This window comes from bacterium (assembly GCA_028820935.1).
Lineage (GTDB): Bacteria > Actinomycetota > Acidimicrobiia > Spongiisociales > Spongiisociaceae > Spongiisocius.
Genome location: JAPPHZ010000030.1, coordinates 79,610 through 105,792, shown reverse-complemented (window position 1 = coordinate 105,792; position 26,183 = coordinate 79,610). Strand labels below are relative to the sequence as shown.

The window sequence follows — 26,183 nt, the reverse complement described above, 5'->3', positions numbered from 1 at the left end:
CACCCGCCTAACTTCCATGCGGCCAACCGGGCACCGCCACCGGAGCCACTGCCTGGCCGGATACCGCCTCGAGCAGGTCAGCCGCCGCGGTGCCGTCCGGGTCGCGGGCATCGGGCCATACCTCGACCAGAGGTTCCAGGACGAACCGGCGCTGCCGGTAGCGAGGATGGGGAACCTCCACGGACGCCGTACGGATAGTGCGGTCGCCGTACAGGATCAGGTCGAGGTCGATGAGCCGGGGGCCCCATCGCGGCCCTCTCACCCTGCCCATCTCCCGCTCGATGCCGAGCAGCCGGCCCACCAACTCGACCGGGTCGAGCTGGGTGTCGACCAGGACCACCGCGTTGTAGAAGGGCTCTTGGTCGACCACGCCCTGGGGAGCCGTCTCGTACACACTGGAACTCGCCACTACCCGCCCCACCAACCGGATGCCCTCCACAGCCTCTTCGAGGTTGGCCGCCCGGTCACCCAGGTTGGTCCCCAGGGCGATGGCCGCCCGCGTGCCGTGCGACGACCTCACCACCGTCACGGAGACATCCTCGAACTCGACGTCGATGGGCGCCCGGGGTTTGTGAACGGTCACCGCCACCCTCGAGACGCGGCCGTCCTCGAGAACCAACCGGGCTACCCGTTCCGCCACCCTCTCGATCAGGTTCCATCGTTCGCCCGACACCCGGCGGTGTATCTCGGTGGCCAGCTTGCCGTAGTCGATGGTCGCGTCCAGGTCGTCGTGCCCTCCGGCCTCCGAGAGATCCAGCCATACCGTCACATCCACCACGAACGGCTGGCCCTCCCGCCGTTCGCTGTCCAGGACACCGTGATGGGCCTCGATCCGCAGACCCTTCAGAGTGATCGAGTCGCCGGACTCCCCCGGGGCCGTCCCGCCGGATGTGATCAAGACCTCGCTCACACCCCCGCCGCCGGAATGAGGCCCCTCCCGCTGGGACCGAGCGGCCGTCCGATGATCTCCTGGATGACCATCGCAGCCACGCGGGGATCGTCCACCAGACCGGCGAAGACCACGTACCCGGCCAGGATGCCACCCACCGTGTCGTCAACGAAGTCCCTGTGGACCAGTACCTTGGCGTCCGGATCGGCCAGGACCTTGGCCAGGACCTCGAATGCGTGCTCGACCGCCGCCTCTTCGTGTTCGCTGTCAACCGGCGCCAGGTGGACCTCGATGCCGGCTCGCTCGTAGCTGCGAACGTTCTGGTTGCCGGGGAGCAGCGACACCACGGTGGTGAATCCGGCCTCGACCAGCCAGGATATCTCCTGCTCCCGCCGGACCCGCCGGTGCTGGATGCCCTGACCACCCACCCGGGAAGATGCGGCCAGGCGATCCTGGATAACCCAGGCAAAGTCCCGTGGCCTACTGCCGGTCGGCATCACCCTCATCCATGGCCGCCACCATAGCGTCAGCCAGCGCCAGCGCATCCCGGGTGGAGGGCACGTCGTGGACCCTCATCACGGAAGCGCCCAGGATCGCCCCGATACCCGACGCCACCGCGGTCACGCCGTCTCTCTCCTCCACGGACCGGTCGGTGAGGGCGCCCAGGAAGGCCTTCCTCGAGGCTCCCACCAGGACCGGCCGGCCCAGGCCCGCGAGGTCGGGCAGGCCGTTGAGCAGGGCCAGGTTGTGGTGGAGCGTCTTGCCGAAGCCGATCCCCGGATCGACCGCGATCGCACGCCGGTCGACGCCCGCCTCCGTGGCCGCCCCGATCCTCCGGCGGAGGTACTCGCCGACCTCGGCGACCACGTCGGCGTAGTAGGGGTCGACCTGCATGGTCCGGGGGTTGCCTTGCATGTGCATGAGCACCACCCCCACCCCGGTGGACGCGCACAGTCGCGCCATGGCGGGGTCCTCCAGAGCCGTGACATCGTTCAGCACCGCCGCCCCGGCTTCGATGGCTGCCTCGGCCACCCCCGGCTTCGACGTGTCGATCGACACCGGCACACCGGCGGACGCCAACCTCGCCACCACGCCGACCACCCGCCCGAGCTCCTCCTGCTCGGAGACCTCGGCTGCGCCCGGTCGGGTCGACTCGCCTCCCACGTCCACGATGTGGGCGCCCTGGCGCCACATCCGGAGACCCATGGCAACGGCCGAGTCCTCGGACAGGCAGCGGCCGCCGTCCGAGAAGGAGTCCGGGGTGACGTTGACCACCCCCATGATGACGGTGCCCCGGTTCGGGTCGAGGACGGCACCCCTGACGTGCCACCTCGGTCGCCTCACACGCGGCCCCGGTTGATCAGCGAGAAGGCCTCGGCCCGGGTGGCGGCGCTACGCCGGAACTGTCCCCGCACCGCGGAGGTCTGGGTGACGGCGCCCGGCTTCTCCACCCCTCGCATCTCCATGCACAGGTGTCGAGCCTCCATGACCACCAGCGCACCCCGGGGCGCCAGGACTTCCACGAGGGCATCGGCGACCTGGGTGGTGAGCCTCTCCTGCATCTGGGGCCGGCGGGCGAAACCGTCCACCAGCCGCGCCAGCTTGGAGAGACCGGTCACGCGGCCATCCGGCACGTAGGCCACGTGGGCGGTGCCGTAGAAGGGAAGCAGGTGGTGCTCGCACATCGAGTAGAACGGGATGTCGCTCACCAGCACCATCTCCTCGTGCTGGTCGGCCACGAAGACCCGGTACAGGTCCTCCCTGGGGTCGCGCTGGATCCCGTCGAACACCTCGGCATACATGCGGGCCACCCGCAGCGGGGTCTCGGTCAGGCCCTCCCGGTCGGGATCCTCTCCGATCGCGATCAGTATCTGCCGTACGGCGTCGCGGATCGCAGCCTGGTCGATCCCCTGGCTGCGCATGATCAGCGCGAGATCGGATCGGCCGCTGCCGCGGCCGCCACCCCCTCCACCAGCCCCGGACTGCCGGCCGGCGCCTGGATGCGGGGATCCGAGCCATGCCTGGCCTCCCACTTGGGCACGTCAGAGAGTATCTCAACGATCTCGTCGGCCGCCAGGGTCTCGACCGTGATCAGCCGGTCGGCCAGCCGGTGCAGTGCTTCGATGTGCGTGGTGAGTATCCGCCTGGCCTCCTCATGAGCCTGGCCGAGCAGTGCCCGGACCGCGTCATCGATGGCCGCCGCCACCTCGTTGGAGTAATCCTGCTGGCTCGAGTAATCCCGGCCGAGGAACACTTCGGCGTTGTTCTTCCCGTACTTCATGGGACCGAGCTCGTCGCTCATCCCGTACTCCATGACCATCCGCCGGGCCTGCTCGGTGGCCTTCTCGATGTCGTTGGACGCACCGGTCGTGGGGTCGACGAATATCAATTCCTCGGCTGCCCGTCCCCCCATCAGCATGGCCAGCTGGTCGGTAAGCTCCGACCGGCGCATGTAGTTCCGGTCTTCCGTCGGGAGCGCCAGCGTGTAGCCGCCCGCCCGCCCCCGGGGGATGATGGTCACCTTGTGGATCGGGTCGGCGTTGGGAAGGGCGAAGCCCACCAGGGCGTGCCCACCCTCGTGGTAGGCGGTGACCTTCTTCTCGTGATCGCTCATCACCCGGCTCTTGCGCTCGGGACCGGCGATCACCCGGTCGATGGCCTCCTCGAGTTCCCCGGGCTCGACCAACTCCTTGTCACGGCGCGCCGCCAGCAGGGCGGCCTCGTTGATCAGGTTGGCGAGGTCGGCGCCGGTGAATCCGGGGGTCTGGCGGGCGATGGCCTCCATATCCACGTCGTCGGAGATCGGCTTGCCCTTGGCGTGGACATCGAGGATGGCTCTCCGGCCCCTGAGATCGGGACGATCGACCACCACTTGTCGGTCGAAACGGCCCGGCCGGAGCAGCGCCGGGTCGAGGATGTCGGGCCGGTTGGTGGCGGCGATCACGATTACCCCGCTCGCCACGTCGAAACCGTCCAACTCCACGAGGAGTTGGTTCAGCGTCTGCTCCCGCTCGTCGTGGCCTCCCCCGAGACCGGCGCCCCGGTGCCGTCCCACCGCGTCGATCTCGTCGATGAAGATGATCGCCGGCGCCGAGGACTTGGCCTTCTCGAAGAGGTCACGGACCCGGCTGGCCCCCACGCCCACGAACATCTCGACGAAATCGGATCCGGAGATCGAGAAGAACGGGACGCCGGCCTCACCGGCCACGGCCCTCGCCAGGAGGGTCTTGCCGGTGCCGGGAGGCCCGTAGAGGAGTACTCCCTTGGGAATCTTGGCGCCCATTGCCCGGAACTTCTGCGGGGACTCCAGGAAGTCCCTTATCTCTCCCAACTCCTCGATGGCCTCTTTGAGCCCGGCCACGTCTTCGAACGTGACCTTGGGCTGGTCCTTGGTCACCTGCTTGGCCTTGGCCTTGCCGAACTGCATGATCCGGCTTCCACCGCTCTGCATCTGCATGATCACGAAGATCATGAAGCCGAAGATCAGGAGCCATGGCAGGAATCCGACGATCAGACCCCAGAAACCGGGGGGCTCCGGATCGATGATCACCTTGACATCGTTACTGAGGAGCAGTTCGGTGAGCGCTCCCTCGTACTCGGCCGGGTAGAGAACGCGGAACTCGGTCGGTACGTCCGGGACGAGTGTTCCGGGAGCCAGCATGCCCTCGATGGCGTTGGAACGCTCGAGGATGGTCGCCTCGGCTACGGAGCCGTCCTCCACCACCTGTTCGAATACGGTCAGATCAATCTCACCCGATTCGGCCGCCTGGTCGAGAAACCGCTGGCCCAGCAGCACGAGGGCCATCACCACGAGACCGTAGAGAACGATGGTGCGGGTGGTCTTACTCAATTCATCTTTCCCCTGTTGTTGCCATGGCGCGGCGAGAGACCCGGTGAGCCCGGTATGGTGGCGTAGCGGAGGTTCGCGTTCCCCATCCTACGGGAGAAACGAGCGTATGACCACCCCTCTAAATCATATGTTCGTCAAGGACCCCCACATAGGGAAGGTTTCGGTAGAGCTGGTCGTAGTCAAGGCCGTATCCCACCACGAACTCGGGGCCGATCCGGAAGCCGACGTATCTGGCCTCGACCGGGACCCGTTGCACCCCCTCCTTCAGCAGCAGCGTGGCCAGCTCGATGGAGCTCGGGTTCCTCAACCGGAGGGTGCGCAGCAGGTAATCGAGGGTGAGTCCCGAATCCACGATGTCCTCCACCAGCAGCACGTGGCGGCCGGCTATCTCCTCATCCAGGTCCTTGAGAATCCGCACCACACCCGAAGTCTTGGTGCTCGATCCGTACGAGGACACCGCCATGAAATCGAACTCCACGGGGATGCTGATATGCCGGGCCAGGTCGGCCATCACCATGAAGGCCCCCCGCAACACCCCCACCACCAGCAGCCTCTCGCCGTTGTAGGCACGGGAAATCTCGTCGCCCATCTCCTTCAGGCGTTGAGCGATCTCCTCCTCGCTGATCAAGACCCGACCGGCTTCCACCTGTCCTCCCTCGTCGCCTCTACCAGGACGAACCCCATCGTATCCTCGCCGATCCATCCACGGTAGGCCCGGCGGACTCCCGGCACCCATACCACCTCGCCACCCACGGCCAGCACCGGCCATGCCGCCCGCTCGGCACGGGGGATGCGAGCCTCGGACAGGGCGTCCGCCACCCGCTTGCCTCCCCGGGCCATGGCGATCCGGTCATCGTCATCTGCCGGCCGGACCACCGCCTCGCCCCAGGGCAGGGCCCGGGCGTCGAAAGCCTGGCGCCACCGGGAGAGGGGAAAGGCCTCGGGCCGCCCGGGATGCTCCCGCGCCTCCCAGTGCCAGGCGCCCCACCGGGTTGCTCCCCGCATCGACAGGGGCACCGACGGCGGGACGGCGGGACGGTCCTCGGCGCCGATCATCACGTACGCCCCCACGCGAGCCACCCGGTGTCCTCCTGAGACGCGGCCCTCCTTCCCGTCAAAGGCCGCCCTCAGGACAACATCCACGTCGCGCCGGGCGCCCGGGTGTCCCTCGCCGAGCGTCCGGAGGGCCCGCCGGATGGCCCGGGCCGCCAGGGCCGGCGGAAGGGTTCGGACCTCACCGGCCGCCACCCGCACCGATCCTCCGACGCTCTCCACCCTGGCCGACGCGCCGGCCTGCTCGAGGAAGGCCACGTCGGACTCGACCAGCCGGGCCAGACCGGCCAGCCTCCGGCCGATGCCGGGGGCCAGGGTCCGCTCCCACCCGGCCAGGGCGCGGCGGATCCTGACCCGCCGGTAGGAGGCATCCTGGTTGGCCGGATCGTCCGCGAACGGCAATCCCAGCAGGGCGGCCAACTCCCGGGTCTGGGTCCGGGTCACTTCGAGCAGGGGACGCACCAGGCCGGGACGGGACCGGTGGATGCCCCTCAGCCCGTCCAGCCCGGACCCCCACAAGAGGTTTCCCAGGACGGTCTCGGCCTGGTCGTCCAGCGTGTGGCCGGTGGCGACCCGCTCGCCGGCGCCGAGCCGGCGCTCCAGCGCCTCGTAGCGGGCCCGGCGGGCGACAGCCTCGGGCGAGCCCGGCGCGGAGGTGTCCACCCTCACGACGGTGAACTCGAGGCGGAGCCGGTCCGCGACCGCCTTGGCCGCAGCTTCCATCCGCTCCGAACCGGGCCAGCCGTGGTGGACATGTACGGCTCGGGGGCTCCGGCCGCACTCCTGGATCGCCCATGCCAGGACCGCGCTGTCGGCGCCTCCGCTAAGGGCCGCCGCCAGCCGGCCGGGGTCGTCGCCGAGCGCCTGGCCGACCAGGGCGACGACCTCGGAGCCGAGTCGCTCTAGGCGACGCGAGCCAACCACGTCTCGGGGGCCTTGATCTCCGCCCTGGTGGGCAGGGTCTCGGGCGACTCCCAGGCTCGATCCACCGCCGCCCATCCGGCCCGCTCCACCACCGCCAGGATGAATTCGCGTCCCTCTTCGTACTGTCGCAGCTTCATTTCCAATCCCGACAGGCGCAACAGGGCCGCTACCCGAGGATGGTGGCGGCGCCGGGTGAAGAGATCGGACATCCGTTTCCACGTGGCCAGCTCTCGCTGCCCGATCCGGTCCATCACCACATGCCCGTGACCCTCCACCAGCGACATGAGCGCCTGCACCCGGTCGAGATGCTCCAACTCGGAGGGAGTAGCCATCAGGCCCAGCACCCCGGCCTCCCCCACCGGAGGCCTGCCATCCCTGATGGCCTTGGCTGCCCGGGACAGGAGTATTTCGAGCCGCGACGGATCCTCGGGAGCGGACAGAGACACCAGGGTTCCCGCCAGGCCCAGAAAGTATTCGCGGAGCCATGGGACACCCACGAACTGGAGCCGGTGGGTGACCTCGTGAAGAGCCACCCAGAATCGGAAGTCGTCGGGACGCAGCTGGAACTTCCTCTCCATCTCCAAGATATTGGGGGCGGGCAGGCAGATCTGGTCCGCTCGACCGTCGGATGGGAGTAGCAGCTCGTACTGGCCCAGGACGCGCCGGGACAGCAGCCCCAGAACGGCGCCAGACTCCAAGGCCATCAGGAACTCGGCGACGCGGTGGCCCGACCCGGCCTCCTCGGCATGATCCTGCAGTTTCTCCTCCACGGGACGCAGCAACTCGGTGAAGAAGGCCAGGTTGCGCTCCACCCACGTGAGCCGGTCGATGACCATGACGCGGGGCTGGCCCGGACCGGAGAAGCCGGTCTCCTCCTCGACCATGGCGCCGGCCCGGTGGACCAGGGCGGGGGCCACCTCTTCGAGGGCGGCCAGGTGGTAACTGCCGGCCAGGGGATAGGTGCCCGCCAGGTAGCCGGCCACCTGCAGGGTTCGGGCCTGCTCCTCGGTCTGCATCAGACCGGGGCCCATGGGAGCCGGCCCCATCGCGGCCGCGCCGGTCTCACCTGATCACACGGTATCGGTTCTTGGTGACCCTCACGAAGTACATGATGATGGCGCCCACCACCGCGACGGTACCGAGTAACAGGGTGGCCGGGACCAGGAACCGGTAGGACCATTCGGGTTCGGGTTCCGCGGGCGGATCGTCGGGAACCGGGATGGCGGGCACGGGCGCATCCGCGGCCGGAGCCTCCGGCTCATCGGCTGCGAGCACTGAAGTAGCCGGCCAGGCGCAGAGGACCAACCCCACGAGCAACCAGGAGACCGGCCCCGTAAGCGCCCTGATTCCTGCCGCCCCTGCCATGGAGGGGATAGTACCAGCGTCTGTGGTCTGGTCTGTAGTCTGTAGTCTGTAGTACTCTAAGATAACTAGTAACTAACAACTAGCAACTAGCAACTAGCAACTAGCAACTAGCAACTAGACCTTCCAGCCGGGCGGGATGTCGACGGGTAGGGGCTGGCGGAGTACTCCTTCGGGAACCGGGCAGCCGGTGCGGATCAGCGCCAGGCTCCAGGTGGGCGAGAACCCCAGCACCGACCGGAGGAGCTTCACCGCCAGAGCACCGGCCGGACGGCCACCCCGACGCCGGATCCCGAGCAGGCCTCTGATCCGATCCGGAATGGTCGAGACCGCCCCGAGATAGAGGAGTCGGTAACCGACCTTCTGCAGCCCCGCCAGCGGCGGGTCCGCCAGGAAGTCCACCGCCTCCCGCATCCCGGGCGACGGGGCCAGGTCTGCGTGAGCCGACACCCAGCGCGATAGCGGGTCGGCCTCCACGGGCACGGGCTCCGCGCCGAGCATCCGTCCGATGCGGGCCTGCTCGCGCACGAAGCGATCGGCGTCGGTCGGGGTCAGGGCTACCGCCCCGAATGCCTGGTGGGCGGCCAGGAAAGAGTCGGTCAGCACGTTGTGCACCCAGGCGGACAGGCCGGGAGCACCGGCCGAATAGGGCCGGCCACGGTGGGAGGTCCCCTCCACGCGGCTGTGAGCCCTTCGGACCGCCTCCACGGCGCGTTCCACCTCAGGGCCGGCGCCGAATGTGGTTGCCGTGACGTAGGCGGAGGTCCGGGACAGCCGTCCCAGCGGGTCGACCCGGTAGCGGGAGTGGTCCGCAACCCCGGCCACCACCTCCGGATGGGCGCTCTGGATCAACAGCGCCCTGATGCCGCCCACGAAGGCGGCCACATCCGAGATCACCGACCAGGATGCCGAGCCGGGACCGCACACGCCGGGGTCGCCGGGGAAGTCCAGGGTGTGGCGTAGCGGGTACTCGATGTGGCCGAACGGACCTGTGGCGGAGGCCCGGACCCGGGACCGCCACAACTCCCCCATCCTTATCGAACGAGGTCCGATCACCTAGACCACTAGGAGTGCCGGTCCCGGATCAGTCGGCGGATGCGCTCCACCACCTCGGGTGGAGCATCGACCCGGGCCCGTTCGCGAATGAAGCGGCGCAGCCGCTTCTCGAAGTGGAAGGCGCGCTCGCAATTCAGGCATCGCCTGAGGTGCAGCCGGATCCGGATCCTCCGGATGGCCCGTATCTCGCCGTCAAGATACGAGTAGAGCCTGGTGGCGGCCCGGAAGCACGACTTGCGGTGCATCAATCCCCTTCCCCGTCGGGGGTGCGGAACCCCCGTTCCTCCGCGGTCTGCCACAATAGCTTCTGTAGCGCCCTTCGTCCGCGATGGAGCCTCGACATCACGGTTCCGATGGGAATCTCCAGCATCCCGGCGATTTCCTTGTAGGAGAAGCCTTCGAGGTCGGCCATCAGCACCGGCATCCGGTACTTCCGGGGGAGCTTGTCGATCGCCTGCCGTACGTCCGATCCCTCCAGCGCGTCGAACACCTCGTCCTCTGCCGAGCGCGCCGCCCGATCGGTCTCGGTCGTGGCCACCCGCTTGTAGAGGTAGAGCCCCTCCACCCCGTCCAGATCGACCTCGCTAGGACGGCGCTGCTGCTGCCGGTAGCGATTGATGAACGTGTTGGTCAGGATCCTGTACAGCCAGGCGCGCAGGTTCGTCCCCTCCTTGAAGCCCTCGTATCCGCGATACGCCTTCAGGAATGTCTCCTGCACCAGGTCCTCGGCATCGGCCCGGTTGCGGGTCATGCGCAGTGCCGCCGAGAAGAGAGGATGTGCGTACTGCATCGCGTCCCGCTCGAAGTTCGCCCTGTCCGCCATCTGCCTCGTCCCTGGCTATCCAGTGCCCACGAGCGATCGCCAGTCTGACCTGGCGGCCGGGGAGGTCCCGCCTCTCGGCAAACTAACCGCGCCATGCATGCGAGCCGGAGAGGGGATTCGAACCCCTGGCCTGCTCATTACGAGTGAGCTGCTCTACCCCTGAGCTACTCCGGCAGGTCCGCCAATTCTAGTGCTGGAAACTCTCCACCTCATCCGCCGGCCGGCCCGTCCGGGTAGGCGGCTTCCAGCCGGCGTAGCTCCTGGTCGAGGGCGAAGCGGATGGACTCGTTGAGGGCCGGCACCGGGTCGGAACGTTCCATGAACGGCCTGGGGTCGATCGGTGTCCCGACCACCACCCTGATCGGGGCGCGCTTTACCCTCATCCCGTCCATCGGCATGGCGTGCTGGCTCCCCCAGATGGCCACGGGGACGGCCGGAACCGACGCTCGTAACGCCAGCCAGGCCGCGCCGGTCTTCAGCGGGACCTCCCCCCAGGCCGCCACCCGGCGGCCTTCCGGGAACACCCCGATCGGACGCCCCGACTCCAGGTGACGGAGTGCCGCCCTCAACGCCCCGAGCGCCCGGCGGTCGGACCTGGCAACCGGGATGGAGTCGAAGGACGTGAGCACCGCGTCGAGAGCCGCATTGACGCCCCAGATCTCGTCGAGGGCGAGGAACCTCACCGGCCGGCGGAGGGCCAGGCCCGCGACGGGTGGATCTAGTAAGGAGAAGTGGTTGATGACCGCCACGAACGGACCCTTCGGTAACCGGGCGCGGCGGACGACCGAATACGGGAACCAGGCGGCCACGACCCTGGCCGGCGGCCACAGCAGCACCCAGGCGATCCTGCTGAGAGGCCCCCGGAGAGCGGCCGGAACGATGGGTCAGGTCCCGGTCGTGTGGGCCTGGAGCCGGCGCAGGTGGTCGTCGGTGCCGAGCGCGATGATGATGTCCCCGGGTTCCAGAACCAGCTGCCTGTCCTGGTTGGTCAGGAAGGTCTCGCCGCGCCGGATCGCCAGGATGGTGCTTCCCGTCCGGCGCCGGATACCTGCTTCGCCCAGGGAGCGACCGGCCAGCTGCGAGCCCGGAGCGATCTCGAAGTGCGCCATCCGCACCTCGAACTCGCCGTCTCGCATCACCACGTCGAGGAACTCCACCACCTCCGGCTGCGCCACCATCGCCGCCATATGCGCCCCGCCGATCTGGTGGGGGTTCACCACCCGGTCGGCTCCGGCCTGGCGCAGCTTGCCGATGGCCGCCCCGTGGTTGGCCCTCGCCACGATGAATATCTCGGGGTTGATCGAGCGGGCCGTCAGCGCCACGAACAGGTTGTCCACATCGGAGTCGAGGGCCAGCACCAGGGTTCGGGCCCGCCCCAGCCCCGCCCGATGCAGGACGGCGTCATCGGTGGCATCGCCCTGCACCATCGGGATGTCGGAAGAGCCATCCGCGCGGTCCGGGAGCAAACGGTCGACGATGACCACCTGCTTGCCGCTCCGGATCATCTCCTCACAGATGGCTTCCCCTACCTGGCCGAAGCCACACAGGACCACGTGGCCCTTCAAACGATCGATTCTTCGCCTCATCCTTCGCCTCCGGAAGTGTCCCGTAACCCTGGCCTCGAACATGGTGTCGATCAGCACTCCGAGGGTATACAGGCCGGTGCCGGTCCCGAACAGGATCAGGAGGATGGTGAACACCTCGTAGCGAGTGCTGAATGTGCCCAGCTCCCGGTAGCCCACCGTCGAGATGGTGATGACGGTCTGGTAAAGGGCGTCGAGCCATGGCAGGCCCAGCACGACGTAGCCCGTCGTGCCGAGAACGAGCACCAGGGCCAGCAGGCCCAGCCCGGCCCGGAAGCGCGTCCAACTGACCTCACCGGCTTCGGGAGCTCGCATGGAGGAGCCGATCTTCATGTCGCCGTCAGGCCTTGCGGGCCATGAGCACGCCGTCCGCCACCGGCAGGAGGGTTACGTCCACTAACCGGCCATCCCGACCGACCTCGGCCGCGAGGTCCCGGAGGATGGAGGTCTGCCGGCCCGTGTCGGCCGGGTCGGCCACGCGACCGCTCCAGAGGATGTTGTCCAGGATCATCAGCCCGCCGGAGCGCAACAGGGACAGGCAGCGCTCGTAGTACCCCGGATAGTTCTCCTTGTCGGCGTCGATGAAGGCCAGATCGAACTCCCCACTCCTACCTTCGCTGATCAAGCCGTCCAGCGTTTCGAGGGCGGGGCCGATCCGCAGGTCGATCCGGTCCGCCACGCCCGCCCGCGCCCAGTAGCGGCGGGCCACGTCGGTGTAGTCGACGCTGATGTCGCAGGCCACCAGGGTGCCTCCGTCTCGCATCGCCCTGGCCATGCAGAGGCTGCTGTAGCCGGTGAACACCCCGACCTCGACAATACGGGTGGCGTCCATGAGCTTCACCAGCATCCCCATGAACTGGCCCTGGTCCGGCGAGATCTGCATGTTGGACTCGGGTAGGAGCGCGGTCACCTCCCGGAGATCGCGGCCCAGGTCATCCTCGCGGAGAGAGGTGGCCAGGATGTATTCGTACAACTCCGCCGAGATGAACTGGTTGCCGATACTCATCCTGCTACCTCGTGTTGCCTTCCTGAGTGATGGTACATCCGGCCCCGTAGCCGACGGTCATTGGCCCAGCATTATCATATACAACTAGCAACTAGCAACTAGCAACTACTCATACGCCGTCTGCGAGGCGGTTGAATAGCCAGGCCAGCACCAGCCTGGGCCGCTGGTTCTGGCGGAGCTGGACGCCGGCATCGATCACCAACTCCGCCGAGCGCGCCGCCGGACGGGCCGGCACCTTCGCCAGCTCGGTCCTCGGCACGTCCGGATTGCGGACCGGCCCACCGTGCTGCACCGAGGCCGCGTCCAGGTACCAGGAAGCCAGCATGTCCAGGCCGGCCACCAGCAATGACGTGCCGGTCCGCCGCAACGTGCGGTCGTAGCTGTCGCGTAACGCCTTCGGCATCCGGTCTCCGCGCGACTTGTAGGCCTCCTCCTCCTCATAGCGGCGGGCCTTGATCCCCTCCAGCAGGGGCTCGTGGGCTGCCAGCATCTCCTCGGCCAGCCGGAAACCATGGCCGGGCTCGGATGGGAGACGGCCCGGGACCGCCAGCCATGACCGCCGGAAGGCGGCCGCTTCCCGGCTCCTCACCAGGTCCAGGGCCAGACCCGGCCTCCCCCCTGCAATCCGGGCGACCATCGACGCCCGTTCCGCTTCCGCGCCGCGGTCCACCAGCGCGGCGGCCAGCTCCCCCTCCGGCACCCGCCCGAAGCGGACCAGCCGGCAACGGCTCGCCACCGTGGGAGGCAGGTCGTCGGCCGACTCGGCCACCAGGACGAAAACGGTCCCGGGCGGCGGCTCCTCCAACGTCTTGAGCAGGGCGTTGGCCGCTGCCTCCGTCATCGTCGAGACCTCGTCGAGAATGAACACCTTCCGGTCGGCCTCCACCGGGCGCAGGCTGGCTGCCGTGATTGCCACCCGGGACTGGCCCACCCCGAAACCGGCGCGGCCCTCGGGTCCCATCACCACCACATCGGGATGGCTCTTCCGCATCACCCGATCCCGGTCAGCCTCTGACCGGCCCGCCAACTCCGCCGCGAATGAGAGCGCCACGGTGGCCTTCCCGACACCGGCGGGTCCGGTGAACAGGTAGGAATGGGCCGGCGACGCCACCTCGGCGCACAGCGCGTCCAGGGTGGCGCGGTGGCCGATGATCCCGGCGCCCCCGTGCAGCCCGGCCATCAGGCTGGGACTCCCAAGGCGTCCCAGGCGCCGGCCACCACCTGTTCCACCGGACACCCGGCGTCGATCACCACGAAGCGACCGGGTTCTTCTTCGGCAAGCCTGGCGAAACCCTCGGCGACCGCCCCGAGGAACGGAACGCCCTGGGCGCCGATCCGATCCGGTCTGGACTGGCGCGCCAGGCCGTCGGGGGGAGAGACGCTGAGCAACACCACCAGGTCGGGCCAGGTTCCAAGCAGGCCGGGTTCGTTGATCCGGCGGACGCGGTCCATGCCCAGCCCGCGGCCCGCACCCTGGTAGGCGAGCGACGAGTAGACGGAGCGGTCGCTCAGGACCCAGGCGCCCCGATCGAGAGCGGGACGGATCACCTCGGCGACGAGCTGGGCCCGGGCTGCGGCAAACATCAGCGCCTCCGCCCATGACGTGACCGGAGGCCCATCCAGGAGGATCTGCCGCAAGCCCTCCCCCACCGCGGTCCCGCCCGGTTCCCGCACCCGCACCACGTCGTGGCCGGCCTCCTCGAGGAGAAGGGCCAGGGCGGTCGACACGCTGGTCTTACCGGCCCCGTCGATGCCCTCGAGCGCTATGTAGCGGTTCACCGCGCTACCGCCCCGCCCGGTGCCCGCTCAATCGCGGTACCCGGAGTCGCCCCGCCGGCCTCTCATCAAGCCGAACGCGCGGGAGGCATCCCGTATCGACCGGCGTACCTCGGGCGGGACGTCCGGCTTGAGCAGGGCCGACCGGATGGCGAGGATCAGCAGCGAACCCGTGCCCAGGATCAGCACGCCGGAGATGGCGAACAGGTTCCGGATGCCGCTGTCGAACGGCGCGGGGAAGATGCCGTCCAGGGCGTTCGCGACCACCACCGCCAGCGCGAACGAGGCCAGCATGGCCATGCGGACCAGCGTGAACAGAGCCGCAAAGGTGCGTCCCCGGAGGGTGTCGTCCACCTCGCCATGGAGGTGGGTAAAGCCCGTGACATAGGCCACGCCGGTCCCGATCCCGCCGACCAGCACCCAACCGGCCGCTCCGCTGATGGTCTGGGCGAAGGCGGCCAGCGCTATGGCCAGACCGGCCAGGCCCAGGCTCAGCGCGTAGGTCAGGTCGTAGCGGGTCCGGTCGGAGCTGAACACGGCTACCCCCATCATGCCCACGCCCACCCCGACGCCCAGCGCGGTGACCAGCACCCCGAACCCGGTGTCACCTCCTCGCAGGACGGTACTGGCGAACGACTGGCCGAGGGGCAGGAGGGCGCTCCCGCCGAACAGGGCCACCGCCATCCCGAACACCACCCGGCGGACAGTACGGGTCCGGGTGACGAAGGCGAATCCCTCGACCATGTCGCGCAAGGGTTGTGACCAATCCCTCCCGGCCCGGTCCCGGGCGCCGCTCGCATCGGCCAGCGTCGGCTTGGGGATGGCGATGGTGGCCACGATCGCCCCGGAGACCAGGAAGGTCACAGAGTCCAGGACGAAGGCCAGGTCGGGGGCCCGGTCGATCGGACCCACCGCGCCCAACACCGCGTAGAGAGCGGCCACGCCCGACCAGGTCGCCGCCCCGATCGGCGCGGTTCCGTAGGCGGCGGCGGCGGAGAAGCTGTTGGCCTTCACCAGTTGTTCCGTCTCGACCAGGGTGGGTACAGCCGCTTCCCGGGCCGGCTGGCGAACCATGGTCAGGATCTCGAGGATGGAAGAGATGACGGCGATGGTGACCAGATCGTTGGCCAGCACCAGCCAAAGCACCACCACCGCGCGCCCGGCATCGGATGCCACCATCGTCCACTTGCGGTCGAATCGATCGGCCAGCACGCCCGCCAGCGGACCCAGCAACAAGCTGGGAATGATCCGGCTCACCAGGGGGACCAGGACCGCGGTGCTGCCGCCGATATGATCGGCCAGGGCGAGCGTGGCGAAAAACGTGATCCAGTCGCCCCACGAGGAGGCTGCGCTTGCCCACCAGAGCCTCGCGAAAGCGCCTTTGCGTACTAGTTCTATGGTCGTCCCTCTAGGTCATGTCACACCCTCCGGGTACGCTCGTAGCCGGAGGGCTCGGGCACTATCACCGGGCCGACCGGCCGTCGGGACGACCGGCCCGTTTTGACAAGCTCGACAGAATGAGGATATTAAGACCTCATGGCCAAGCCGCTCATCATCGTCGAATCCAACGCCAAGGCGAAGACCATCGGGGGCTACCTGGGAAGGGGCTACCGCGTGGAATCATGCCAGGGTCACATCCGCGACCTACCCGACCGCGCCCAGCAGATCCCTGCCAAGTACCGGGACCAGGCCTGGGCCAAGAACTGGGGAGTCGATGTAAACAACGACTTCGAACCCCTGTACATCGTTCCCGGCGACCGGCGCCGGATCGTCACCAAGCTGAGGCAGGCCGCCAAGGAGGCGTCCGAGCTGTACCTGGCGACCGACGAGGACCGTGAGGGAGAGGCCATCGCCTGGCACCTCACCGAGGTGCTGAAGCCCAAGGTTCCAACCCACCGGATGGTGTTCCACGAGATCACCCCCGGCGCGATCAGGGAGGCCCTGGCCAACCCCCGTACCATCGACAGCTCCCGGGTCGATGCCCAGGAAGCCCGGCGGACCCTGGACCGGCTGGTCGGCTACGGCGTGTCGCCCGTGCTGTGGCGCAAGGTCAGGAGGGGTCTCTCCGCCGGTCGGGTTCAGAGCGTGGCCGTGCGCCTGCTCGTGGAGCGGGAACGCCGGCGGATCGCGTTCCGATCGGCCAGTTTCTGGAACGTGGAGGCCCGTCTCGTCACCCGCGGCGATGAGAGCTTCCAAGCCCAGCTGGTGACCGTTGACGGCGTGCGTACGGCCGGGAGCAAGGACTTCGACGCCAGGGGGAACCTGAAGTCCGCCGCGGTCGTGCTCCTCGATGGAGACCGATCGGCCCGACTGGCGGGAGCGATCGAGGGCTCCCGGTTGCGGATCCGGAAGGTGGACCGCAAGCCCTACACGCGCAGGCCCCAGGCGCCCTTCCGTACCTCGACCCTCCAGCGAGAGGCCTCCACCAGGCTGCGGTTCGAGCCGGGCCGGACCATGCGGGCTGCCCAATCCCTCTACGAGAACGGCTACATCACGTACATGCGGACCGACAGCATCACCCTGTCCGAGACCGCCCTGACGGCAGCCCGGTCCGAGATCGCGAAGCGGTTCGGCAAGGAATACCTGGCCTCCGGACCCATCCGGTACACCGGCAAGGTGGCCAACGCCCAGGAGGCGCACGAGGCCATCCGGCCCGCCGGCGACCGGTGGAGGACGCCCGAGGAAGTGGTGGAACTGGTGTCCGACCGCGACCAGCACCTGGTCTACCAGCTGGTGTGGGCGCGTACCCTGGCCTCGCAGATGGCGCCAGCCCGGGGCGAGTCCACCAGGGTCCGGGCGGGAGCGTCGATCGATGACGGAACGGACGTGGAGTCCGAGGCGTCGGGCCTAACCATTCGGTTCCCCGGCTTCCTGAAGGTCTATGCCCAGACCGACCGGGAACGGCACCTGCCCCGCCTCGAAGAAGGCGACCAGGTCACCGCCCGGAACGCTCTCGCCAGGGAGCACCGCACCGAGCCGCCGAGCCGGTACAGCGAGGCCTCCCTGATCAAGGAACTCGAGGATCGGGGGATCGGGCGGCCGTCCACCTACGCCTCCACCGTCTCCACGATCATCGAACGCGACTACGTGTTCAAGAAGAGGACCGCGCTGGTCCCGTCGGTGACGGCTTTCGCCACCACGGTGCTGCTGGAACGCCACTTCGACCACCTGGTCGACTACGGCTTCACCTCCCGCATGGAGGGGGACCTCGACAAGATCGCCCGTGGCGAGGAACGGAAGGTCCCCTGGCTGAGCCGCTTCTTCCACGGGAACGGATCCCCCGGCCTCCTGGAATTGATCGCCTCCGACCGTGTCAAGGAGATCGACCCGCGCAGCCTGTTCATACCCATCGGGGAGGACGCCACCGGCGCGGAGGTGGTGGCGCGGGTGGGGAGGTACGGGCCGTATCTCGCCAGGGGCGAGGATCGAGCCTCGATACCCGACGACCTGCCGCCGGACGAGCTGACCCTGCAGAAAGCCCTCAGCCTCCTGGAGGCTCCTTCGGGCGACAAGATCCTGGGCACCGATCCCGACTCGGGCCTGACCGTCCTGGCCCGCAACGGACGCTACGGACCCTACGTGCAGCTCGGTGAGCAGGTTTCCGGGTCCCGCCAGAAGCCCAAGCGAACCTCGCTCCTGGCCGGGATGGACCTGGACTCGCTGAGCCTGGAGGAGGCGTTGCGCCTGCTCTCCCTGCCGCGCTCGGTGGGGGTCCATCCTGACACCGGCCAGACCATCGTGGCGGGTCTGGGACGCTACGGACCGTATCTGAAGATGGGTACCGAGTACCGGAACCTGGACAACCCGCAACTGCTCTTCGGCATCACCCTGGAAGAGGCGGTCACTGTGATGAACCGGCCGAAGGCCCGGCGGGGCCGTCGCGCCGCGCCGCCTCTGAGGGAACTGGGCAAGGACCCGGAGTCCGGGGGGGAGGTGGTGGTCAGGACCGGGCGGTACGGACCGTACCTGACCGATGGGGTCGTGAACGCCTCGGTTCGAGAGAACGCCGTGGCCGGCCTGGGCCTCGAGGAGGCCGCCCGGCTGCTCGCCGCCAAGAGGGAGAAGCTGAAGAGCCAGGGCAAGTGGCCGCCCAAGAGAAGGTAGTTGCTGGTTGCTAGTTGCTAGTTGCTAGTTGCTAGTTGCTAGTTGCTAGTTGCTAGTTTATGTTGGATTATATTGGTCCACTGACCACTGAAACTGGGACAGCCTAGACACGCCGCCACCGCTGTGGGATGTGGCGGAAGGCGACACCGAGGGCGAGGACCGGCAGCACCGTCGCCAGGACACCTCCCACATACGGAACCTGAAGGAGGATCACGAACACCAGCGCGGCCGCCACGAAAGACCCGTACGGTCCCATCCGGAACCTGGTCACCAGACCCCACGCCCACACGATCACCGGCACCGACCCCGAGATGAACGCGAGCAGGAACGCCAGGAACGCCGGAATGAGGCACACCAGACCCGCAATCACGGCAGCCATCACCACTCGGGGCGGCCCGGCCCAGATGGCCAGGGCGGGGACGGTCACCGGCAGGGTCAGGATCAAGAGGGCCACCACCCCCCGGACCACGATCCCGGCGGGGCGCCTGCGCACGCGCTCGACGCAGGCATGGAGCCATCCCGGCCGGAAACGGATCGCCAGCAACCCCATGGCCATGAACAGCAGGAAGACCACCAGACCTCCCAGGAGGCGTCCCGCCCGTAACCAGATGTCCGGCGACAGGGGCGCCCGGCGCACCAGGGTGCCCCCGATGGTCGCTCCGGGATCGATCTCGGCATCGTCGGCGCTTCGATAGCCCAGGTCTCCGCCCACCACGGCGCCCGGCCCGACCCTGAGGTGGTCGATGGTCATCTCCACGTCCCGGCCCACCCGACCGTCGATCGTGGCGTGGAGGGTACGGCCGCCCAGGTCACGGCCCAGCCCTCCGTCGGTCAGCAACCGTATCGCCCAGACGAGCGCATCGCCACCGATCTCGCCCCCCAGCACCGCGTCCCGGGCCAGGACGGCCACCTCCCCTCCCACCTTGCCGGAAACCTCGAGGTCGACACCGGCCAGCCGGACCGAGCCCTCCACCGTGCCCTCGATCGAAGCCGCCCGGGCAAAACCGACCACGTCCCCCTTGACCGAGCCCGTGACGTGGAAGCGGCTGGTGGCCAGGACCACCAGGTCGCCCTCGATGGTCCCGTGGACCCGGACCACCGAGGCCGAGACGTACAAGGTCTCCCCCACCACCTCATTCTCCGGGACGATGTAGATGTCCCCGCCGACCGTCTGGAGGGCCTCGGGGGCGCCGGCTGCAGTCAGGAGCAGGGCCGCCACGCCCAGCCCGAACAGCCTCACAGCCAGATGCCTAGGCACCGACCCGGTTCAAGACGTCAAGCAGGGGGCCGGGGAAGACCCCTAGCACTACTGATACGCCCGCCGATGCGACCAGCACCCACCGGATGCTCCGGGCCACGACGAGAGTCGCTCCCTCGCCCTCGTCCCCACGGAAGTACATCACCACCACCAGCCGCAGGTAGAAGAAGAAGGCCGCCACCGACGCCAGCAGGCCGGTGATCACCAGCCATTCGTACCCGCCGTCCCAAGCGGACGTGAACACCTGGAACTTGCCGATGAACCCGGTGGTGAGGGGCATGCCGGACATGGCGATCATCAGGGTGGCCAGAACCGCCGCAACCACCGGCGACCGCCTGGCCAGACCCCGGTACTCCTCGAAGGTACTGCCGGTAGCGGCCTGGCCGCTGACCGCCGTAACCGCCGCGAACGCTCCCACCAGCATCACCGAGTAGGTAGCCAGGTAGAACAGGACGCCGGGGCCGGCCACCAGTCCCGCCGCCAGCCCGGTCAGGATGAAACCAGCATGGGCCACTCCGGAATAGGCCAGCATGCGTCGCACGTCGGACTGCTGGATGGCGAGCAGGGTGCCCAGGACCACGGATACCGCCGCCACCAGCGCCAGGCCATCCCCCCATGCCCCCGAGTAGCGTTCGAAACCCCCGGTCAGGATGTTGATCAGAGCGGCGAATCCTCCGACCTTGGCCGCGGCCGCCATGAACCCCACCACTCCCGCCGGAGCTCCCTGGTAGACATCCGGCGCCCAGGAATGGAACGGCGCCGCAGTGACCTTGAAACCCAGGCCGACCACCATGAGGCCGATCCCGATGAGGAGCACCGCCGGACGGGCCAGGTGAACCGCCGACAGGAAGGCTGCTATCTCGCGGAGGTTGGTGCTGCCCGTGGCCGCGTAGACCAGTGCTCCGCCATAGATGAATATGGCGGAGGCGAACGCACCCAGCAGGAAGTACTTCATGGCCGCCTCGTCCCCGGCCGGGGAGCTACGGACGATTCCGGCCAGCACGTAGAGGGCGATGGAACCCACCTCCAGCGCCACGAAGGTCATCACCAGGTCGGCCGAGGCGCCCATCAGCATGAATCCGACGGTCGCCACCATGACGAGGGCGATCCCCTCTGCGGCGCGGCGGCGGAGCCCGACCAGCATCCGCCAGGCCGCGGCCGTACCCAGCACCGCCACCACCAGCAGGATGGCCCTTACCGTCACCGCCAAGTAGTTCAGAACGAGTGTTCCCCCGAAGGACACGCCTGCCCCGTCGATGCCGATGCGGTGCCACTGGAACCCGATCGAAATCGCAACCAGCGCGTAGGTCGCCGAGACCAGCCACCCGTGCACCCGGGCCGAGGGTCGGGCGAACACGTCCACCATCAGCACCACCACCGCCCCCGCGGTGAGGATGATCTCCGGCGCTATCGCCAGGTAGGAGACGCCGCTCATTCGCCGCTCCCCGACGCCACGACGTGATCACCGCCCGGTTCGGGCGCCGTGTACCCGGTGGTGGCCTCAACCCGCTCCAGGACGGCGTCCGTGGACGGACCGATCACGTCCAGCGCCACCTTCGGGTAGACGCCCAGCACGATGATGAGCGCCACCAGCGGTACGAAGACCAGTGTCTCCCCGATGGACAGGTCCGAGACCTGGCGGTTGGCCGGAGCGGTGATCTCGCCGGTGAAGACCCGCTCGTACGCCCACAGCAGGTAGACGGCCGCCAGGATGACACCGGTGGCGGCCAGCACCGTGTACACGGGCAGGGTCGGGTAGCTCCCGACGAGAATCAGGAACTCTCCCACGAAGCCGTTCAGACCCGGCAGCCCGATCGAGGCGAAGGCGATGAACAGGAACAGGCCCGCGAAGACGGGCATCGACGAGGCCAGACCCCCGAAGTCGGCTATGGCCTTGGTGTGGCGACGCTCGTAGAGGATCCCGACCAGGAGGAACAGGGCGCCTGTCGTGAGACCGTGGTTGATCATCTGGACCACGCTTCCCTCCAGGCTCTGGGAGGTGAGGGCGAAGGTCCCGAGGACTATGAAGCCCAGGTGGCTGACCGAGGAGTAGGCCACCAGCTTCTTCAGATCGGGCTGGACGATGGCCACGACAGCCCCGTAGATCACCCCCACCACCGCCAGGGTGGCCAAGAGGGGCACGAAGTCGAGGGTGGCTTCGGGGAACAGCGGCAGGTTGAACCGGAGGATCCCGTAGGTGCCGAGCTTCAGCAGGACTCCGGCCAGCAGCACCGATCCGGCGGTGGGCGCCTCCACGTGGGCATCGGGCAGCCAGGTATGGAGCGGGAACACCGGGACCTTGATGGCGAAGGCGACCACGAATGCCCCGAACAACCACCGCTGGGTATTGAGACCGAGATCGAGGTCCAGCATTCCGAGATACGAGAAGCTGATCTCGCCCACCTGCTCCCGGTGGATGAGCGCCAGAGCGATTATGCCCGCCAGCATCAGGGCCGAGCCCAGCGCCGTGTAGAGGAAGAACTTGACCGCCGCGTAGATGCGGTTCTCGCTCCCCCAGATGCCGATGATGAAGGCCATCGGGATCAGGATCGCCTCGAAGAACACGAAGAAGAGGAACAGGTCGAGCGACAGGAACACTCCGATGAGGCCGGCCTCCAGCAGCAGGTTCATGGCGACGAACAGCCGGACCCGGTGATCTATCCCGCCGGACGCGGCCAGGGCCACCGGGACCAGCACCGTGGTCAGCAGGACCAGCAGTAGCGAGATGCCGTCCACCCCCAGGTGCCAGCCGACGCCGAGGCGTTCGATCCATACGGCCCGCTCGACGAACTGGAATCCCGCCTCGCCCCGTTCGAAGGCCAGGAACAGCCCGCCGGCGAGCGGGACAGGCAACATGCTGAGCACCACCCCCAGGGGCCGCACCAGCTCCCGGCGGCGCTCCGGGACCAGCATCACGACCACGGCGCCGACCACCGGCACCAGGATGAGGGCGGTGAGGGCGGAGAACCCGGTCATGTCAGATGCCCCTCACAACGATCCAGCCGACCACCACCAGCGCGCCCGCCGCCAGCAGCGAGCCGTAGGTGCGCACGAACCCCGACTGGAGGGGCCGGAGCCGGGCCCCGAGCCGGCGCACCGCGACCCCCACCCCGTTGACCAGCCCGTCGATGGCGCGCTGGTCCAGGACGCCCGCGCTCCATTCGGCGATCCGCGATCCCGGCTTGACGATCAGGTTCCCGTACACGTCATCGATCCAGTAGCCGTGCTCCCACGCCATGAGAGGCCGGCGCACCCTGCCCAGCAGGCGCTCCCGGACCTCGTCTGTGGCCCGCCCGTAGACCAGGTAGGCGATGAGGATGCCCACCAGACCGGCGGCCACCGAGACCAGCGCCAGCGCGGCCAGCAGGAAACCGTCCCCGGGGGCGTGGGCCACCGGTACGGAGTGGAACACCGGATCCAGGAAGTGCTCGAAACTCAGCCGGAACGGGGTGTTGACGAAACCGATCACCAGCGTCAGGGCGCCCAGGATCACCAGCGGGATGGTCATCACGCGGGGCGACTCGTGCGGGTCCGCCCCGGCGTCCCAGCGACCCTCGCCGGAGAAGACCATGAAATACTGGCGGGCCATGTAGAAGGCGGTCAGAAGGGCGGTCACCAGGCCCACCGCCCACAGCACGGTGAAGTACCCACCCTTATAGAACATCACCGCCAGGATCTCGTCCTTCGACCAGAACCCGGCCAGCGGCGGGATACCAGCTATCGACAGGGTGGCGATCAGCATGGTGGCGTGGGTAAGCGGCAGCTTCCTGCGCAGGCCACCCATCCTGTTCATGTCCTGCCGGCCTGCCATGGCATGGATTACCGATCCGGCCCCGAGGAACAGCAGTGCCTTGAAGACCGCGTGGGTTACGAGGTGGAACAGGCCCGCCACGTAACCTGCCACGCCGACCGCCATGAACATGTAGCCCAACTGGCTGATGGTCGAGAAGGCCAGCACCCGCTTGATGTCGCGCTGGGCGATGGCGATGGTGGCGGCCATCAGCGCCGTGAGCGCCCCGACCGTGGCCACTACCCCACCGGCCACGTCCGACAGTCCGAAGATGGCCGCGCAGCGCGCCACCATGTAGACACCCGCCGTGACCATGGTGGCGGCATGGATCAGGGCCGACACCGGAGTGGGGCCCTCCATGGCGTCGGGCAGCCAGACGTGCAGGGGTAGCTGGGCCGACTTACCGGCCGCCCCCACCAGCAGCAGCAGGCCGATGGCGGTGGCGGTGCCGGCGCCGATCACCATTCCGGGGTCGTGGAGTACCTCCGTGTAGGAAAGGGTGCCGAACGAGAGGAAGATGATCATCAGGGCCACCATGAACCCGAAGTCCCCGATCCGGTTCACCACGAACGCCTTCTTGCCGGCCGCGGCGGCGGAGGGACGGGTGTACCAGAAGGAGATCAGGAGGTAGGAGCAGAGGCCCACCAACTCCCAGCCCACGAACAGGAGGGCGAAGTTGTTGGCCAGCACCAGGATCAGCATCGAGGCGATGAACAGGTTCAGGTAGGTGAAGAAGCGGCCGAACCTCGGGTCGCCGTGCATGTACCCCACCGAATAGATGTGGATCAAGGCGCCCACGCCGGTGACGACCAGGGTCATGGTGGCCGAGAGGGGGTCCCACAGCAGCTCGGCCCTGGCGCCCAGGCCCGGTATCCAGTCGAACAGGTGCACCACCGCCACCGCATCTTCGGAGGCATCGGCCGAGATGAAGAAGTCGCGGGCCGCCACGGCCGCGTAGGCGAAGGATCCGAGCACCGCCAGGATGGCCGGGCCGGCCGCCCGGGGCTCCCCGATCCGGCGTCCCAAGAAATGGTTGAACAGGGCGCCGGCCAGCGGCAGGGCGATGACGATCCAGAGGTAGCCGGTCACGGCGCCGCCCGCACCGACCGCCGCGCCGGAGGCCGGGAGCAACCCGCCGGCCCACCCGCCTCGCGGGCGCGGGTCATCCTGAGAGCTCCGAGAGCTCGTCCACCGACGCGGTCCGGCGGGATCGGAAGATCGACACGATGATGGCCAGGCCGACCGCCACCTCGGCCGCCGCCACCACCAGCACGAACAGCACCGCCATCTGCCCCCCGATGTCACCGTGGGCGCGGGCCGCCGCCACGAAGGTCAGGTTGACGGCGTTGAGCATCAACTCCACGGACATGAACATGACGAGGGCGTTGTTGCGGAGCAGCAGCCCGCCCGCCCCGATGAGGAACAGGACGGCGGCGAGCGTCATATACCAGCCGGCGGTGACGATCATGGACCCGATCCTGACCCGGGGCCGGCGTCCCGGCTGCCGGATGCCTCGTCCTTGCGTCGCGGGCGGTAGAAGGCCAGCGCGATCGCCCCCACGGCCGCGACGATAAGCAACAGCGACGTGGCCTCGAACGGCAGCAGCCACCTCGAAGCTTCGCGACCGGACGGCGGACCGACCGAGATGAGGTTCTCGCCGATCTCCTCGATGGTCCCCCGCACCAGCTGGGGCTCGCCGGAGGTGACGACCCAGTCGAAGCGGCCGGTGACCACCAGCGCGCCGGCCGCCACCACCACCCCCACCAGGACGATCAGCGCCACCGGTCGTTGCACCGCCAGCTTCTCGGTGAGATCCTCGGCCCGGTCCACGCCCACGAACATGATCACGAAGAGGAACAGGGTGATGACCGCTCCGGCGTACACGATCACCTGCACCACCGCCACGAAGTGCGCCAGGTGGACCACGTAGAAGACCGCCAGGGTGAAGAGGGTGGCCATGAGGCCCATCGCCCCGTAAACGGGGTTGCGAGCCCGGACCACACCGATGGCGCCTGCCAGGGCCACTACCCCCATGAGCGCGAAGATGACCAGCTCCACCATCAGCCGTCAGCGTCCTCTGAGTCCGCACGGTCCTCGTCGGAAAGCTCGGACTGGCCACGCTCCGGCGGGCGGATACCCACTCCCGCCGATCCCGACCAGGCCACCCGGCCCTCGTACGAAGCCCGGCCCTGGGGCGCCGTGGCCCGCAGCCATCCGTCCGCCTTGGCCAACTCGCCGAAGTCGGCGAACCGGTCCGTGTCGAACATGTGGTTGGGTTGGCCGTCTTCGTCCACCAGCAGCTCGGTCTTGGTGTAGATGGCGTCGCTCCGGTTGGTGGTCGACATCTCGAACAGCTGGGTGTGGGTGATGGCCTCGGTGGGGCAGGCCTCGACGCACAGGCCGCAGAAGATGCAGCGCAGCATGTTGATCTCGTACACGAACCCGTAGCGCTCGCCGGGACTCACAGGGTCATCCGGCGGGTTGTCGGCTCCCCGGACGTAGATGCAGCGGGCCGGACAGGCCCCGGCGCACAGCTCGCAACCGATGCACTTCTCCATGCCGTCCTCGTAGCGGTTGAGGACGTGCCGGCCGTGGAAGCGCTGCGGTTTCTCCCGCATCACCTTCGGGTACTGGGTGGTCACCAGACCCCGGCCGGTGATGGTGGCGATGAACTGGCGGCCGGTCACCGCCATTCCTCGCAGGAAAGCC

At 68.3% G+C, this 26,183-nt stretch carries 26 protein-coding genes and 1 tRNA gene; 1 reads left to right on the top strand and 26 read right to left on the bottom strand.

Going from position 1 to position 26,183, the window contains the following annotated elements; all coding sequences use genetic code 11:
• Nucleotides 1-7: 7 nt before the first annotated feature.
• The 19 genes from folK to OXM57_08100 form a co-directional block, all read right to left on the bottom strand.
• Nucleotides 8-910 (bottom strand): 2-amino-4-hydroxy-6-hydroxymethyldihydropteridine diphosphokinase, encoded by a 903-nt coding sequence (gene folK, locus OXM57_08190; protein ID MDE0352657.1) that lies wholly within the window; start codon nt 908-910, stop codon nt 8-10.
• A complete protein-coding gene (locus OXM57_08185; protein ID MDE0352656.1) occupies nt 907-1,386 on the bottom strand; it encodes a hypothetical protein in 480 nt (159 codons plus the stop codon). The genes folK and OXM57_08185 overlap by 4 nt, the downstream gene beginning before the upstream one ends.
• Entirely contained in the window at nt 1,370-2,233 is an 864-nt protein-coding gene (gene folP, locus OXM57_08180) for a dihydropteroate synthase (protein MDE0352655.1), read from the bottom strand. The genes OXM57_08185 and folP overlap by 17 nt, the downstream gene beginning before the upstream one ends.
• A complete protein-coding gene (gene folE, locus OXM57_08175; protein ID MDE0352654.1) occupies nt 2,230-2,811 on the bottom strand; it encodes a GTP cyclohydrolase I FolE in 582 nt (193 codons plus the stop codon). The genes folP and folE overlap by 4 nt, the downstream gene beginning before the upstream one ends.
• Nucleotides 2,812-2,813: 2 nt before the next feature.
• Nucleotides 2,814-4,694, bottom strand: coding sequence for an ATP-dependent zinc metalloprotease FtsH (gene ftsH, locus OXM57_08170; GenBank protein MDE0352653.1), 1,881 nt, complete (start codon nt 4,692-4,694; stop codon nt 2,814-2,816).
• Nucleotides 4,695-4,857: 163 nt separating this feature from the next.
• Entirely contained in the window at nt 4,858-5,385 is a 528-nt protein-coding gene (gene hpt / locus OXM57_08165; GenBank protein MDE0352652.1) for a hypoxanthine phosphoribosyltransferase, read from the bottom strand.
• Nucleotides 5,364-6,716 carry a tRNA lysidine(34) synthetase TilS gene (gene tilS / locus OXM57_08160; GenBank protein MDE0352651.1) on the bottom strand — a complete coding sequence of 451 codons (1,353 nt, stop codon included), beginning with the start codon at nt 6,714-6,716 and terminating at the stop codon, nt 5,364-5,366. Before tilS ends, hpt begins: the two co-directional genes overlap by 22 nt.
• On the bottom strand, nt 6,695-7,747 hold the full coding sequence (locus OXM57_08155) for a zinc-dependent metalloprotease (GenBank protein MDE0352650.1): 1,053 nt from the start codon (nt 7,745-7,747) through the stop codon (nt 6,695-6,697). The genes tilS and OXM57_08155 overlap by 22 nt, the downstream gene beginning before the upstream one ends.
• 31 nt (nt 7,748-7,778) lie before the next feature.
• Nucleotides 7,779-8,081: a hypothetical protein gene (locus OXM57_08150; protein ID MDE0352649.1), complete on the bottom strand. Its 303-nt coding sequence runs from the start codon at nt 8,079-8,081 to the stop codon at nt 7,779-7,781.
• A gap of 114 nt (nt 8,082-8,195) precedes the next feature.
• Nucleotides 8,196-9,134, bottom strand: a complete 939-nt coding sequence (locus OXM57_08145; protein ID MDE0352648.1) for an oxygenase MpaB family protein — start codon at nt 9,132-9,134, stop codon at nt 8,196-8,198.
• A gap of 8 nt (nt 9,135-9,142) precedes the next feature.
• Nucleotides 9,143-9,379, bottom strand: a complete 237-nt coding sequence (locus tag OXM57_08140) for a zf-HC2 domain-containing protein (GenBank protein ID MDE0352647.1) — start codon at nt 9,377-9,379, stop codon at nt 9,143-9,145.
• Complete coding sequence (locus tag OXM57_08135; GenBank protein ID MDE0352646.1) at nt 9,379-9,957, bottom strand: sigma-70 family RNA polymerase sigma factor; 579 nt, start codon at nt 9,955-9,957, stop codon at nt 9,379-9,381. Before OXM57_08135 ends, OXM57_08140 begins: the two co-directional genes overlap by 1 nt.
• A gap of 102 nt (nt 9,958-10,059) precedes the next feature.
• Nucleotides 10,060-10,131 (bottom strand) — tRNA-Thr (locus OXM57_08130).
• 35 nt (nt 10,132-10,166) lie between these two features.
• A complete protein-coding gene (locus OXM57_08125; GenBank protein MDE0352645.1) occupies nt 10,167-10,793 on the bottom strand; it encodes a lysophospholipid acyltransferase family protein in 627 nt (208 codons plus the stop codon).
• 48 nt (nt 10,794-10,841) lie between these two features.
• Nucleotides 10,842-11,873 carry a potassium channel protein gene (locus OXM57_08120; protein MDE0352644.1) on the bottom strand — a complete coding sequence of 344 codons (1,032 nt, stop codon included), beginning with the start codon at nt 11,871-11,873 and terminating at the stop codon, nt 10,842-10,844.
• 7 nt (nt 11,874-11,880) lie between these two features.
• On the bottom strand, nt 11,881-12,546 hold the full coding sequence (locus OXM57_08115) for a class I SAM-dependent methyltransferase (GenBank protein ID MDE0352643.1): 666 nt from the start codon (nt 12,544-12,546) through the stop codon (nt 11,881-11,883).
• A 109-nt stretch (nt 12,547-12,655) separates the two neighbouring features.
• The gene (locus tag OXM57_08110) at nt 12,656-13,726 is read right to left on the bottom strand and encodes an AAA family ATPase (GenBank protein MDE0352642.1); all 1,071 of its coding nucleotides are present in this window, start codon (nt 13,724-13,726) and stop codon (nt 12,656-12,658) included.
• The gene (gene tmk / locus OXM57_08105; GenBank protein MDE0352641.1) at nt 13,726-14,325 is read right to left on the bottom strand and encodes a dTMP kinase; all 600 of its coding nucleotides are present in this window, start codon (nt 14,323-14,325) and stop codon (nt 13,726-13,728) included. Before tmk ends, OXM57_08110 begins: the two co-directional genes overlap by 1 nt.
• Nucleotides 14,326-14,352: 27 nt before the next feature.
• Nucleotides 14,353-15,720 carry an MFS transporter gene (locus tag OXM57_08100; GenBank protein ID MDE0352640.1) on the bottom strand — a complete coding sequence of 456 codons (1,368 nt, stop codon included), beginning with the start codon at nt 15,718-15,720 and terminating at the stop codon, nt 14,353-14,355.
• A gap of 138 nt (nt 15,721-15,858) precedes the next feature.
• On the opposite strand from OXM57_08100, the gene topA reads away from it, so the two are divergent.
• Nucleotides 15,859-18,426, top strand: a complete 2,568-nt coding sequence (gene topA / locus OXM57_08095) for a type I DNA topoisomerase (GenBank protein MDE0352639.1) — start codon at nt 15,859-15,861, stop codon at nt 18,424-18,426.
• Between the two features lie 103 nt (nt 18,427-18,529).
• Here topA and OXM57_08090 read toward each other — a convergent pair whose 3' ends face one another.
• Genes OXM57_08090 through nuoI form a run of 7 tightly spaced genes read right to left on the bottom strand, consistent with a single transcriptional unit; the run spans nt 18,530 to nt 26,167 of the window.
• Nucleotides 18,530-19,666: a polymer-forming cytoskeletal protein gene (locus OXM57_08090; protein ID MDE0352638.1), complete on the bottom strand. Its 1,137-nt coding sequence runs from the start codon at nt 19,664-19,666 to the stop codon at nt 18,530-18,532.
• 10 nt (nt 19,667-19,676) lie between these two features.
• Nucleotides 19,677-21,119: an NADH-quinone oxidoreductase subunit N gene (locus OXM57_08085; protein MDE0352637.1), complete on the bottom strand. Its 1,443-nt coding sequence runs from the start codon at nt 21,117-21,119 to the stop codon at nt 19,677-19,679.
• Nucleotides 21,116-22,660 (bottom strand): NADH-quinone oxidoreductase subunit M, encoded by a 1,545-nt coding sequence (locus tag OXM57_08080; GenBank protein MDE0352636.1) that lies wholly within the window; start codon nt 22,658-22,660, stop codon nt 21,116-21,118. Before OXM57_08080 ends, OXM57_08085 begins: the two co-directional genes overlap by 4 nt.
• A 1-nt stretch (nt 22,661) precedes the next feature.
• The gene (nuoL, locus tag OXM57_08075; protein ID MDE0352635.1) at nt 22,662-24,605 is read right to left on the bottom strand and encodes an NADH-quinone oxidoreductase subunit L; all 1,944 of its coding nucleotides are present in this window, start codon (nt 24,603-24,605) and stop codon (nt 22,662-22,664) included.
• 31 nt (nt 24,606-24,636) lie between these two features.
• Complete coding sequence (nuoK, locus tag OXM57_08070) at nt 24,637-24,942, bottom strand: NADH-quinone oxidoreductase subunit NuoK (GenBank protein MDE0352634.1); 306 nt, start codon at nt 24,940-24,942, stop codon at nt 24,637-24,639.
• Nucleotides 24,939-25,535: an NADH-quinone oxidoreductase subunit J gene (locus OXM57_08065; protein MDE0352633.1), complete on the bottom strand. Its 597-nt coding sequence runs from the start codon at nt 25,533-25,535 to the stop codon at nt 24,939-24,941. Before OXM57_08065 ends, nuoK begins: the two co-directional genes overlap by 4 nt.
• Nucleotides 25,535-26,167, bottom strand: a complete 633-nt coding sequence (gene nuoI, locus OXM57_08060; GenBank protein ID MDE0352632.1) for an NADH-quinone oxidoreductase subunit NuoI — start codon at nt 26,165-26,167, stop codon at nt 25,535-25,537. The genes OXM57_08065 and nuoI overlap by 1 nt, the downstream gene beginning before the upstream one ends.
• Nucleotides 26,168-26,183: the final 16 nt, after the last annotated feature.

Coding starts and splice junctions, on each gene's coding strand:
- OXM57_08185 (MDE0352656.1), bottom strand. CDS start 1,386: ATGCCGACCGGCAGTAGGCCACGGGACTTTGCCTGGGTTATCCAGGAT.
- ftsH (MDE0352653.1), bottom strand. CDS start 4,694: ATGGCCCTCGTGCTGCTGGGCCAGCGGTTTCTCGACCAGGCGGCCGAA.
- nuoI (MDE0352632.1), bottom strand. CDS start 26,167: ATGGCGGTGACCGGCCGCCAGTTCATCGCCACCATCACCGGCCGGGGT.
- OXM57_08065 (MDE0352633.1), bottom strand. CDS start 25,535: ATGGTGGAGCTGGTCATCTTCGCGCTCATGGGGGTAGTGGCCCTGGCA.
- topA (MDE0352639.1), top strand. CDS start 15,859: ATGGCCAAGCCGCTCATCATCGTCGAATCCAACGCCAAGGCGAAGACC.
- OXM57_08155 (MDE0352650.1), bottom strand. CDS start 7,747: ATGGGCCCCGGTCTGATGCAGACCGAGGAGCAGGCCCGAACCCTGCAG.
- folE (MDE0352654.1), bottom strand. CDS start 2,811: ATGCGCAGCCAGGGGATCGACCAGGCTGCGATCCGCGACGCCGTACGG.
- nuoK (MDE0352634.1), bottom strand. CDS start 24,942: ATGATCGTCACCGCCGGCTGGTATATGACGCTCGCCGCCGTCCTGTTC.
- OXM57_08140 (MDE0352647.1), bottom strand. CDS start 9,379: ATGCACCGCAAGTCGTGCTTCCGGGCCGCCACCAGGCTCTACTCGTAT.
- OXM57_08080 (MDE0352636.1), bottom strand. CDS start 22,660: ATGACCGGGTTCTCCGCCCTCACCGCCCTCATCCTGGTGCCGGTGGTC.
- OXM57_08110 (MDE0352642.1), bottom strand. CDS start 13,726: ATGGCCGGGCTGCACGGGGGCGCCGGGATCATCGGCCACCGCGCCACC.
- OXM57_08120 (MDE0352644.1), bottom strand. CDS start 11,873: ATGAAGATCGGCTCCTCCATGCGAGCTCCCGAAGCCGGTGAGGTCAGT.
- OXM57_08135 (MDE0352646.1), bottom strand. CDS start 9,957: ATGGCGGACAGGGCGAACTTCGAGCGGGACGCGATGCAGTACGCACAT.
- OXM57_08115 (MDE0352643.1), bottom strand. CDS start 12,546: ATGAGTATCGGCAACCAGTTCATCTCGGCGGAGTTGTACGAATACATC.
- OXM57_08085 (MDE0352637.1), bottom strand. CDS start 21,119: ATGAGCGGCGTCTCCTACCTGGCGATAGCGCCGGAGATCATCCTCACC.
- OXM57_08150 (MDE0352649.1), bottom strand. CDS start 8,081: ATGGCAGGGGCGGCAGGAATCAGGGCGCTTACGGGGCCGGTCTCCTGG.